Source organism: Pristimantibacillus sp. Z349TD_6 (assembly GCF_056173205.1).
Window position 1 is genome coordinate 5610052 of sequence record NZ_CM149662.1, and the last position, 10840, is coordinate 5620891.

Consider the following 10840-nt stretch of genomic DNA (forward strand, 5'->3'; position numbering starts at 1 on the left):
TCCTTTTTACCGCCACGGCGTCTGTTACCATGAAGTTTCATCTCTCCTAATCGTTGCAAAAATATAGACTGGGACACAGGTCATGTCGCAGTCTAGCTGGCCTACTATTCTGTTTTCTCATCCGCTAGACGCAATCCCGCTTCCTGCAGCGAAGTGAACGTACCCGCGTCATGCCACCACCCTTTCAAGATGCTGTGCTTGAGTGTCCCCCTCGCCGCATAAAAGTTGTTTACATCGGTAATTTCAAGCTCCCCTCTCCCCGAAGGGCGCAGTGTCTTGATTACATTAAAAACATCGGCGTTGTACATATAAATACCCGTTACACAATAATTAGAGCCGGGATTCGAAGGTTTCTCCTCAATGGATACAATACGCCCGCCTTCCATTCTCGGAACGCCAAATCTTTCTGGATCCGCTACTCTCTTAAGTAATACCTTCGCCTCTTCCGATGATGCTTCAAAAGAAACCATATATTCAGATAATGAATCCTCGAACAAATTGTCTCCTAGCAAAACGACAAATTTTTCATCCGCAGATACGAACCCATCTGCCAAAGCCAATGCCTCAGCAACACCGCCAAACTGATCCTGCACTCTAAAAACGAGATTTACGCCCCATTCGTGGCCGCTCCCCAAAAAATCAACATACAAGCCCGCTGATTGTTTTCCTATAACGAGCAAAATATCTTTAATCCCTGCATCCGCCAGCTTTTTTATCGCATAATATATCATAGGATGCTTTCCGACTGGCAATAGATGCTTGTTCATAAATTTCGTTAGCGGATAAAGTCTCGTACCTGACCCGCCAGCCAGTATAACGCCTTTCATCCAGCAGTCCACCTCCCCTCACTCTACTGAAACTCCCTTATAAGTATATGAATTTAAAAGATTTAAGAGTGGATGGATAACCACATGCGCTAAGATTTGGACGTTGTTGATCAAAAATCATAACGATAAAGGGGCTTGTACGGCTGCCTTTTTTAAGAAGGACAAGCTTCAAATCTATATTTTATTAATAAACTAGATTTAGAGAGACAATCAAAACTAGAGGTGATGCAATTGATTCGAAAAGCGATTATTCCTGCCGCAGGCTATGGAATTCGCAATTTACCCATAACCAAGGCTATACCCAAAGAATTGTTTCCCATTGGAAACAGACCCGCAATCGACTATGTAGTTAAAGAAGCAATCGATGCAGGAATTACCGACATTTTAATTATATTATCTCGCAATAAGACAGAAATTATGAACTACTTTGACCGTTCGATGGAGCTGGAGGCGCATTTGCGTACGATTCACAAAGAAAGCATGCTGCCTACAATTGCTCCCTCCAAAGTCAATATTCAATATATTCGTCAATATGAAGCACTCGGTCTTGGGCATGCCGTTTCGCTTGGACAATCATTTGCTGCAAACGAGCCCTTTGCTGTTATGCTGCCGGATCAAATAAACCTGCATCAAAACTCTTTACTCCTACCATTGATTCGAAACTACGAGAAGCACAGAACCAATGTCATTGGACTGCAATCGGTTGACCCCAAGCTGTTGTCCCAATACGGCGTGGCGTCTGCTGTTCAAGTTCAGCGCCGAATTTACGAGGTTGCTTCCATAGTAGAGAAGCCGGCATATGATCCTCCGTCCCAGCTCGCGGTCATGGGAAGATATATTGTTGAACCTGGCATTTTCGAATTATTAAAAACAACGAAACCCGGAATAGGCGGAGAGATTCAATTAACCGATGCTTTAAATCAGATGGGCATGACACGCAAAGCGATCGGATATGTATACAAGGAACGCTGGTACGATACGAGCATTGAGCTTGACTACTTGAAAATTCAACAGCGTGCATACCAGCTCCATAAAAAGCGGAAGCAATAAAGCAAAAAATAAGGATAGGCCGCTGCCATCCTTATTTTTGTTTGCTGCTCTGATTGACTATGCTTCGGTATTGCTTCGTCTGCGCAATCTTTTTGGCACGAAGCAATCGAGTCGTTTTTTTCGTAACCTTCCATGTATGCATTTTTTGATTCGCTCTTCTAATTGCTGCAAAATGGCTGGGACTTGTGAAAGCCAGCTTATAGCCTTTTTTGATGCTGTCCTTCTGAAACCTCATATCCGCTCCTTTGCGAAGATGTTTGAAAGAAACGTCCGGATACAACTTTTTTTTGAACAGCATCGTCGCTCCTGCTACTCTATTTTTACTAGGCATCGTTGCAAGCATCAGCTTTGAAGAATGCTTAAAGTACATATAAAACTTATTTTTCCCTATCAGATCCGCTTCCGTTTTTTCAAGTCGCAGCATCGCCTCAGTCAAATAATTTGGTGCGTAGTAATCATCATCGTCGAATTTGGCTATAATCTCATATTGGGCTTTGCTTATGCCGTAATTTAAGCATTTCCCAAGCGACCATTTGGCCGGCAGCTTGTATATCGATACATTTCCAAAGCTGCTGGCCTGTTTTTTGTAACGTTCAATGTTCATGCCATCGTTATTAAGCAGCACGATCATCTCCTTCACCCTCCATTGCTGACACTTGAAGTTAGTGAATAGATTTTGCATAAAGAGGGGTTTATTCGTTGCTGTAACTATGGATACACCTGAGGTCATCCTTCCCTGACCGGAAAAATGCTCCTTATCCATGCCGGCTGCATCATGCCTCTTCACTCGGTCATAAACAGCTAGTGATATTCTCATGATCCGACGCCTCCGAGCGTGAAGATTCTTGATTTGCCCGTGATGCCTTTGACTACATTTCGGGTGTCATATACAAACGGAGCATGCTCTAAAACAAGCTGCAGCGGCAAAGAAGTATGATCGGTAGCAATGATAACACAATCTGTATTTGAAAGTGTTTCTGCGTTTAGCTCCAAGCAGCCTGGCGTTACGCCGCTGATTACCTTCGGAATACTCTCTACATCAAAATGTTTATTTCCGGGATCTACCCGTTCAGGCGAATAAGCGATATGATAGTCAATCCCTGCGTTAAGCCCGGATTGATTCAAAACAGGGAGGAGCACTTCTCTCGTAGTTCCCGGGTACGTTGAGCTTTCCAATATGACAAGCTGCTGCTGCTTAAGTCTGCTGCTGATTTGTTTGGCTGCTTGCGTCAAATAGCTCAAATCAGGCGTTCCATGCATAGTTAAAGGCGTTGGTACACAAATAACGATCGCTTCAGTAGCATCCATTAGATGAAACTCATTTGAAACGGTAAAACGGGCAGACAAATTCACTTCTTCTATATCCTGATCATTTATTTCGTTTATATAGCTTTTCCCAGATTGAATAGACTCTACTTTTCTTCTATCCAAATCAACTCCAACAACGTAAAAACCCTTGCGAACAAAAAGCAGAGCAAGTGGCAGACCCACATAACCAAGCCCCACAATAGCTACCGTTCTCTGCTTTTCATTCGCGTTATGATTATGCAAATCGCTCATATTCTAATCTCTCGCCTTCTCTCTAGTAATTTTTAATCAGCTTAGATAGTATATGAAACAACTTATTAATAGTTTGGACAGTATGGCTACAAAATGCGGCCACCTTGATTACAGCCCAATTTTCCACTTCCCATGTATTCGCCTTATACCTTCCTTTCAAATGCCGCATATGCTATCGATAATCTGCAGCAAGCAAATGCTTCGAGAGGGGTAACGAGATGGCTGGAAAATACCGCAAGCGCAGTGGACATTTTGACGTCATTATGATGTCTGACTTTAGATTGCCGGGTGGAACAACCTCGTCCAACATTGAAGAAATGAAAGCTCAAAAAAGAGCAGGCTTAACAACAGGACTGATTCACATGTCCGGCCAGCCAAGAAGTAGAAAAAGTACAATTAACCCCAAAATCAAGCGTATGGTCGATGGGCGGAGCATTCGAATGCTAAATACAACCGCCAGAGCTACCTGTGATACTCTAATTATTAGACATCCACGAATTCTTCATGTAAGAAGAAGATATAAACCGAACGTATCGGCAAAGAGAATACACGTCATCGTCAATCAAACCCCAAGAAAGGATTATGGCAGATACGGCCAGTTAGTCTATAACATTAGTCGCTGCGAACAGCGGGTCAAACAATTTTTCGGAAAATCCAGCACATGGCATCCAATCGGCCCTCAAGTGAGAAAAACGCTTTTTAAGCACCATGCAGGTGACTTGAAGAACATTAAATTAGCTTCTGCAGATTGGGTCAACATCATTAATACGAGGGAGTGGAGACGGAAAAACCGTCCCTCTCACAGAGGCGTGATCAAAATAGGCAGACACTCCAGAGATGCTTATGTGAAATGGCCTTCCAATCGAACGGATCTTCTAAAAATTTATCCCGCTTCATCAAAATATGAAATACACATTCTTGGCGGTGCTAGAACACCGCGTCGGATATTAGGAAAGCTGCCTCAAAATTGGCATGTGCTCGGATTTGGAAAGCGTTCGCCAAAGTCTTTTTTGGCAGGTCTCGACGTCTTTGTTTACTACACACATCCCAATTGTGTCGAAGCGTTTGGCCGCGTTATTTTTGAGGCGATGGCTGCTGGCGTGCCGGTTATTCTTCCTCCAAGCTACAAGGAGCTTTTTGGCGAAGCCGCCATTTATGCTGAGCCTTCCAATGTAACGAATGAAATCGATCGGTTGATGTCAAGCTCTGAGCTTTACGAGAGGCAAGTGAGAAGAGCGATTCAATATGTTGAAGCAAACTTTGGTTACACGAAGCATCGTGCAAGATTAAATAAATAAGAATGCAAAAAAATGCACCTAGGCTAACGGGTGCATTTTTTTCATTCCATCTGAGTTCAATTCGAACGACGACGTTTTTTACGGATAAACTTCCTTAGCTTGCGCCGAGCTCTTCTCTTTTTCACCGTACTATTTCGACGCTTTATCCGATCTGGTTCGTCCTCGGAATACGGAATCGATTGATCCGCCACATCCATATTAGACGCTTCTGAATGAAAGTACCCATTTGAAAGCAAAAAAGGATTTTCAACTTCAGAATTGTCATAGTAATGCATGCGAAACTTTCCTCTCGTTTGATCTGCAATCACTTCTCCGCTAGTGAAGTGACTATAGCTCCAGGTTGAGCTCGCCGCTGTATTTCGTTCTACTTCTATCCATTCATTTCTATATTCTTCGATTAGTTCTCCGTATAGCTGCCCCTTCTCATGCTCGATCCATGAGATCGCCAGCTCAAAATTATTGGATATTCGAATAGAGCGCAGTGGTTTATTACCAATGGAATACGTATGAGAGGCAGTTTTGGATATATCCCATCTCTCCATAAGGTTGCTGTGAGAGACCTGATAGCCCGCATTACGCAAGGAAAAGACACCATCAAAGAGTGTGTGCGATTGATCCAGCCATCCTTGATCGATAAAATTATGGATCGCCTGATCATAATAACAATTATTTTCACTAAGCTTGAGCCAGCATTTCAGGAAGCTTTCCGTAACAGAATGACGTTTAAAGCTCATAAAGCTTGAATCATAGATCCCGTTTTTCCTAACCTCAGTCAAACAGTCCAAATCCAGAAACTCAGGATCAATGACTTTTCCAATCAAAGTAATGGGATGCTGATTGAAACCGTCTGCAAGCTCTTCAAACGGCGAAACGACCCATGTATCCGCATCCAAGTAATGGATAGTTATCTCATTCGTATACTTTTTGTATATATAGTTCACCAATAAAGCCTTGCAAGCCCGCTGTGCTTCTTGAAGAGTGTACTGGAAAAAAAACTTTTTCATATTGGAGTATGCATCCGTATCTTTCATGAGCACGACCTCATCAAAATAAGGACAGCCAACAGCGGCATTAGGCATCGTTTCCTCCATCACACCAATGATAACCTTGCCATTAGGCATATGTTTCTTAATGGATTTGGCCATCATTATCGCTTTGGCTGTTTGCTCTGCATGTATAACCGACCCAAAAATCATAATGCCTCTCCCAATCTAGCTATAACTAGTCTATTATCATTCATGGCAGTACGACCATCTCCTCTCCTGTCATATCCTATGATTGCCTTGTTTCATAGGAAACCCTAGTATCCGTCTAAATATAGGGTGAAGATCATCTGATAGTTTTACCCATTGCCATTCCAAAATAAAAACGGCTCAGAGATTGGAACCCTCCAGCCGTTTTTTGTATTTTCATTACGATTACCTGCCCTTTAGTCGTAAATCATGCGCCTATCTTTGATGCTTTTGCTCTTCATCTTATTTTCTACAGTCTGCGCTGGAAAAATTCGTTCAACCATCGCATTAAATTCTGCAATATAGCCTTGTATAGGATGCCCAAGCTTCACATCATTCATATACGCATTCATCCGCCCAACAAAATCGGGATTAGCTGATACATATACATGTTCAATGCTCGGATTTAATTGCTTCACTTTACTCGCAATTTGTTCCTTTACTTGCGCCGTAAGCATATGGTTTCCTGTAGACAGGGTGCTCATTCGCCGGCTAATCTCCACGCCCTCTTTCCCCATATACCCACTATTTGTTCGACTTAGCATTTTGGATTCAACCTTAGGCTGAATCTCATCTAATGAAACAGCGACGTATGCGTTATGGTCGGTTATCATCACATATGAAGATTTGACTACACCTAAATCTGTGATCTCCTTAGCCATTTTTTCATTCATTTGCATTCTATAATTTTTATGCGAGCCGATGACATTATTGCTGTTTAGCCTGCGTCCATTTACTCGATTTTTCTCATTCATTTGGTCATCGGCGAATCGTTTATTTTTTAATAAATTTCCATTTGCATCATAACGGATACTGTTCGAGCGGATGTCTTTATTTCCAAGCTCACCGTGATTTTCCATGCAGCCTGCCAGCATTGTGCTTAGCAACACACCTGCAGACAAAGCAGCGATTTGTTTGCGCATTTAGCCATCCTCCAACTTGTTTTGTTTAGGCACCGGACCCTTCCTTAGCGTTCGCCTTTTCGGGACTCGCTATTCATTGCATTGACAAAGCAAAAGGGATGAAGTAAATTAGTATCAGATACTAGTACTTGGTACTAATTTTGAGAGGAAGTGTGCATTGTATGGACAAAATAAAACCATCAGCCATTCAATCGAATGCCGTCATTACCGCGATAGGCACTTACGTTCCTGAACGGATTTTAACAAACACAGATATGGAGAAGCTTGTGGAGACGAGCGATGAATGGATCATGCAGCGAACCGGCATCAAGGAGCGTCATATCGCCTCAGACAGTCAGTTCACCAGCGATCTATGCTTTGAAGCTGTTCATAATATGATTGAACGCTACGGCGTAAGCGTGACTGATGTTGACTACATTATCGTGGCTACTTCTACGCCAGATGCCGTCTTCCCGAGCGTAGCTTCTCAGGTGCAGTCGCACTTCAACATCAGCCATGCAGGTGCAGCCGATATTCAAGCAGCCTGTGCTGGTTTTGCAGCTGCCCTTCAATTAGCGAATGGCTTGTTGTTATCTGGAGCGCATCGCAAAATTTTAGTGCTTGGCGCAGAAACGTTATCCAAAATTACGGACTATACAGACCGTACGACCTGTATTTTGTTTGGCGACGGGGCTGGCGCAATTCTTATGGAAGCTTCGCATGACGGACATGGCGATATCGAAGCAGTATACACCAAAACAGATGGTGCCCGTGGTCATCTGCTTTATCGCAGCAGTTTAGCATCCGCAATTGGTGAGCATGATATACAAACGAATGGTTTAATCGTGCAAAACGGCCGGGAAGTATATCGCTGGGCGGTTAGTCATGTAGCCGAGGGTGTTCAGCAGCTATTGGAGAAGAGCGGATATACACCAGCAGAAATCAATTGGTTTATTCCTCATAGCGCTAATATGCGAATTATAGAATCGCTTTGCGAAAGAACAGGCTTCTCGCTTGAACAAACCTTATCGAGTATAAAACAATATGGCAACACATCCGCTGCATCCATTCCGCTTGCCCTAGACGAGGCTGTGAAATCCGGCTTCGTTGAGCCTGGACATCTTTTACTCTTATACGGCTTTGGAGGCGGATTAACTCAAGCTGGCGTCGTTCTTCGCTGGTCCTTCTAGAACATGCTAAACAGCCCTATACTCCATCGATTACATTCCACTTGGAACCGATGGTGTAGAGGGCTGTTTTTCTACAGCCATTTAGGGTTGACTCTCGTATGCTGCTTGATGTCCATCTTCAAAACCCGTTGCAAACCCTGTGTTATAGCCATCATTAAAGGTTTGCCCAAGTCCAGCTCGTTCAGTTTCCTTATGGGCAAATCGTTTCCTCGGTACTTGTTTTCTACGTTGTATTGTTTTTTTGCTTGTCGTATTTCTTCTTGCTGTCCGTTTGCGAGGGCTTCTTGCAGTTTCACTTTTCCGTGTATTGCTCTTATTGTTCAACAATCCCCTCTCCCCCTGACCAATGAACGCCATAGATGGGCAGCTCAGGCTGAATCCATGGCTTCGTTGGATTACCCTTCTGTTTTACCCGTCTATGCCAAGCTAGGCTTGTTACCGATTCAGCAATCGTTTCCTGTAGCTCGGTAAGCGATCTTACATTGTCCCGAAGGAGCTTAACTGTTCCTTGTGAAGCATCAGACACATCAGCGATACTTTCTAATATACGGGCAAGCGCGCCTTGGCTTCTAGCAAGCGAGGCTAAAAAAGCCGCTCTTGCCTCACGTTCAGATCCCAAGGTCTCCATCAGTTTTTGTCACCAAAGGTGAAGCCCTTGCCCAGTGAAGACAATGAATCACCATAACTCTCTGACATTTCTTCCTCTTGCTGCAGCACGGCCTTCATAATAGACACGATTCCTTGATTAAGCTTCGCGATTCCATCGATCATCTCAATCACCTGATCATGCATTTGAATAGACTGGCCTAGCTGCGTTTGGTGCGAATTAAAGGTGTGGGTATGCACATGATTACATATCCAGCCTCGCATCTTCTCTGCCTCAGCCGCTTTGGCTTCCAGCATAATTGCTATATTCCATTGCATATTAGCTGTTGAGCTAAGCATTCGCATATAGGCTTGATCACGATCCATTGCAAGCTAGACCTCCTTATTTGCTCTCTATTCTTCCCCGTCTGCTTCCTTAAGCTCACGCACAACATAGGTAAGCTGAGCAGCAATCGTTTCTTGAAAATCTGCGATACTATTCAAATATGCAACGATATTCTGACCCACCGCTTGCGTATTTTCCAGAATGCCAGATAAACCTCCTAAATTCGGATGCTCGTCTGGAAGCGCCTGCACGATTTCGGATAAGCGAACCGTTACATGCCGTTCTGCTTCTAGCATTCGTGCCATTTGAACATTGCCGTGGGACATATGCTGCATAATTTCCGTAATTGTAGCTTGCATCGTACTTTCCCTCCTTGCTCCTACATCATATGCGTGCTCCGCAGCAGTGGATACTTCCCTTTTGTTACAACGCTTGACGTAGCGTGATCGGCGCGATCAAGGGCAAGCCGTCGGGAATCATACGAAGCTCCGCTTCGGAAAGCTTCTCTTTATGCCCAGTCTGCAAGCCCCAGCCATCGGCAGCAAGGCGACTCATAATAATACGTTTCTTGCCATTCTCAAGATAGAAGCTGCTTCCGTTCTCACTTATATAAATGCTGCCATTTTGGAGTTCGTTGCTATCACCGCAACATAGCGAGCCCTTACGTGAAATGACTACATCCACCTCGATAGGCTCACCGATCGGCCAACGACACAAGTCAAGCTGAGATACGCGTTTAACTGGCTGCTCCCACAATCCATGAATGGGCCGTCTAACGCTGTCCTCTATCCAATAAATTGTTTCTCCAAAACCTTTTACGACCATTTGCTGAGGATAAAACACCGACTCCCCAAGCTTCGGTCTAATGCCCGCTTCCCATTCAGGAAGCTTGGCTTGACGTTCAAAGTCAGTTCCCTCTCGGTCCAAAAACTTCTCATCCAAGCCGCTCCATTTGTTCAAAAAATAATGCTTGGATTCAAGCGCCTCGGACTCTCTAGCGTTGTACTCCGCCAGCTCCTCATCATTTCGTTCGGCATGAATGTAGGCGTCGCGCGCGTAAACCAAGGAATATCCTTGCAATCTCACTCGCAAGCCATAATCTTCTGCTTCAAACGGCGACTCTTGGCAGCCTTCATCGAGAAAGCCCACTTTCTCCAGCAGCTCGCGCCGAAAGAGCAGGCATCTGCTCGCTAACCTCTCTGTTTGATGCCATTTCGATGAATCACTAGCATTATTTAATCTCGCAAGTTCATGCATATCTTCCAAATCAACATAATGAAATTCCATCTTTTGTTTGCCAGTTAGACCGATAGAGACAGGGCCTACCATTCCGATGCCAGCATCGCTATTCAAGCATATTAATAGATTGTCGAGCCAATTTTCAGTCGGTCGCATCCCATTGTTTAGCAGCAAAATAGTCGTCCCTTTAGCCATCATTAAACCTTTATTTGCAGCGCCTGTGAAGCCTGCCGACTTTGCTAAAATACGATACCGCACTTGGCCGTCTAGTTGTCTTAAATAATGCTCGATGCCATCTGAAGATCCATTATCTATAACGATGATTTCATAAGGCAAATCAGTATGATCCATAATGCCTTCGATACATGCTTTTACCGATTCAACCTCATTATGACTGGGAATGATGATGCTAGTTCCTTCGAAATAAGAATCATAGCTTTCAATGCCGGCTTTCAATCCTTCCTCATAGCCTTCATTCATACCCAGCCTATATCTCTCTACTCTTTTTTCCGCTGTACTGCGCAAGCTAACATTGTTTTTGAGACGTCGGACCGGTCTTTTTTTGCGTCTCATCGATAACCTCTCCAATCCGTCATTTGATCTTTTTTACA

General features: G+C 43.9%; 13 protein-coding genes. 3 read left to right on the forward strand and 10 right to left on the reverse strand.

Annotation, left to right across the window (positions count from 1 at the left end):
- Positions 1-104: 104 nt before the first annotated feature.
- A complete protein-coding gene (locus AC0VYE_RS24500; RefSeq protein WP_076270241.1) occupies positions 105-827 on the reverse strand; it encodes a sugar phosphate nucleotidyltransferase in 723 nt (240 codons plus the stop codon).
- 231 nt (positions 828-1058) lie between these two features.
- Here AC0VYE_RS24500 and AC0VYE_RS24505 point away from each other — a divergent pair, with 231 nt between their 5' ends.
- Positions 1059-1877, forward strand: a complete 819-nt coding sequence (locus AC0VYE_RS24505; protein WP_475443172.1) for a UTP--glucose-1-phosphate uridylyltransferase — start codon at positions 1059-1061, stop codon at positions 1875-1877.
- Between the two features lie 31 nt (positions 1878-1908).
- On the opposite strand, the gene AC0VYE_RS24510 is transcribed toward AC0VYE_RS24505, so the two are convergent.
- Positions 1909-2694, reverse strand: a complete 786-nt coding sequence (locus AC0VYE_RS24510) for a glycosyltransferase family 2 protein (RefSeq protein WP_475443173.1) — start codon at positions 2692-2694, stop codon at positions 1909-1911.
- On the reverse strand, positions 2691-3437 hold the full coding sequence (locus AC0VYE_RS24515) for an NAD(P)-binding domain-containing protein (protein WP_475443174.1): 747 nt from the start codon (positions 3435-3437) through the stop codon (positions 2691-2693). The genes AC0VYE_RS24510 and AC0VYE_RS24515 overlap by 4 nt, the downstream gene beginning before the upstream one ends.
- A 218-nt stretch (positions 3438-3655) precedes the next feature.
- On the opposite strand from AC0VYE_RS24515, the gene AC0VYE_RS24520 reads away from it, so the two are divergent.
- Positions 3656-4735, forward strand: coding sequence for a glycosyltransferase (locus AC0VYE_RS24520; protein ID WP_076270244.1), 1080 nt, complete (start codon positions 3656-3658; stop codon positions 4733-4735).
- Positions 4736-4791: 56 nt separating this feature from the next.
- Here the strand turns inward: AC0VYE_RS24520 and AC0VYE_RS24525 are convergent, their stop codons facing one another.
- A complete protein-coding gene (locus AC0VYE_RS24525) occupies positions 4792-5931 on the reverse strand; it encodes a hypothetical protein (protein WP_475443175.1) in 1140 nt (379 codons plus the stop codon).
- 233 nt (positions 5932-6164) lie between these two features.
- The gene (locus tag AC0VYE_RS24530; RefSeq protein ID WP_076270246.1) at positions 6165-6890 is read right to left on the reverse strand and encodes a YhcN/YlaJ family sporulation lipoprotein; all 726 of its coding nucleotides are present in this window, start codon (positions 6888-6890) and stop codon (positions 6165-6167) included.
- 161 nt (positions 6891-7051) lie between these two features.
- Here AC0VYE_RS24530 and AC0VYE_RS24535 point away from each other — a divergent pair, with 161 nt between their 5' ends.
- Positions 7052-8059 (forward strand): beta-ketoacyl-ACP synthase 3, encoded by a 1008-nt coding sequence (locus AC0VYE_RS24535; RefSeq protein WP_475443176.1) that lies wholly within the window; start codon positions 7052-7054, stop codon positions 8057-8059.
- Between the two features lie 81 nt (positions 8060-8140).
- Here AC0VYE_RS24535 and AC0VYE_RS24540 read toward each other — a convergent pair whose 3' ends face one another.
- From AC0VYE_RS24540 to AC0VYE_RS24560, 5 genes are all read right to left on the reverse strand, one after another.
- Complete coding sequence (locus AC0VYE_RS24540) at positions 8141-8386, reverse strand: hypothetical protein (RefSeq protein WP_475443177.1); 246 nt, start codon at positions 8384-8386, stop codon at positions 8141-8143.
- Positions 8373-8687: a hypothetical protein gene (locus AC0VYE_RS24545; RefSeq protein WP_475443178.1), complete on the reverse strand. Its 315-nt coding sequence runs from the start codon at positions 8685-8687 to the stop codon at positions 8373-8375. The genes AC0VYE_RS24540 and AC0VYE_RS24545 overlap by 14 nt, the downstream gene beginning before the upstream one ends.
- Positions 8687-9031: an alpha-helical endospore appendage domain-containing protein gene (locus AC0VYE_RS24550; RefSeq protein WP_076270250.1), complete on the reverse strand. Its 345-nt coding sequence runs from the start codon at positions 9029-9031 to the stop codon at positions 8687-8689. The genes AC0VYE_RS24545 and AC0VYE_RS24550 overlap by 1 nt, the downstream gene beginning before the upstream one ends.
- A gap of 27 nt (positions 9032-9058) precedes the next feature.
- The gene (locus AC0VYE_RS24555) at positions 9059-9349 is read right to left on the reverse strand and encodes a nucleoside-diphosphate sugar epimerase (protein WP_076270251.1); all 291 of its coding nucleotides are present in this window, start codon (positions 9347-9349) and stop codon (positions 9059-9061) included.
- Between the two features lie 64 nt (positions 9350-9413).
- Positions 9414-10802 carry a glycosyltransferase family 2 protein gene (locus tag AC0VYE_RS24560; protein ID WP_475443179.1) on the reverse strand — a complete coding sequence of 463 codons (1389 nt, stop codon included), beginning with the start codon at positions 10800-10802 and terminating at the stop codon, positions 9414-9416.
- Positions 10803-10840 lie beyond the last annotated feature (38 nt).

Excerpts from the sequence above, each read along its gene's own strand:
- AC0VYE_RS24500 (WP_076270241.1), bottom strand. The coding sequence starts at position 827 with ATGAAAGGCGTTATACTGGCTGGCGGGTCAGGTACGAGACTTTATCCG.
- AC0VYE_RS24510 (WP_475443173.1), bottom strand. The coding sequence starts at position 2,694 with ATGAGAATATCACTAGCTGTTTATGACCGAGTGAAGAGGCATGATGCA.
- AC0VYE_RS24515 (WP_475443174.1), bottom strand. The coding sequence starts at position 3,437 with ATGAGCGATTTGCATAATCATAACGCGAATGAAAAGCAGAGAACGGTA.
- AC0VYE_RS24520 (WP_076270244.1), top strand. The coding sequence starts at position 3,656 with ATGGCTGGAAAATACCGCAAGCGCAGTGGACATTTTGACGTCATTATG.
- AC0VYE_RS24525 (WP_475443175.1), bottom strand. The coding sequence starts at position 5,931 with ATGATTTTTGGGTCGGTTATACATGCAGAGCAAACAGCCAAAGCGATA.
- AC0VYE_RS24530 (WP_076270246.1), bottom strand. The coding sequence starts at position 6,890 with ATGCGCAAACAAATCGCTGCTTTGTCTGCAGGTGTGTTGCTAAGCACA.
- AC0VYE_RS24535 (WP_475443176.1), top strand. The coding sequence starts at position 7,052 with ATGGACAAAATAAAACCATCAGCCATTCAATCGAATGCCGTCATTACC.
- AC0VYE_RS24545 (WP_475443178.1), bottom strand. The coding sequence starts at position 8,687 with ATGGAGACCTTGGGATCTGAACGTGAGGCAAGAGCGGCTTTTTTAGCC.
- AC0VYE_RS24550 (WP_076270250.1), bottom strand. The coding sequence starts at position 9,031 with ATGGATCGTGATCAAGCCTATATGCGAATGCTTAGCTCAACAGCTAAT.
- AC0VYE_RS24555 (WP_076270251.1), bottom strand. The coding sequence starts at position 9,349 with ATGCAAGCTACAATTACGGAAATTATGCAGCATATGTCCCACGGCAAT.
- AC0VYE_RS24560 (WP_475443179.1), bottom strand. The coding sequence starts at position 10,802 with ATGAGACGCAAAAAAAGACCGGTCCGACGTCTCAAAAACAATGTTAGC.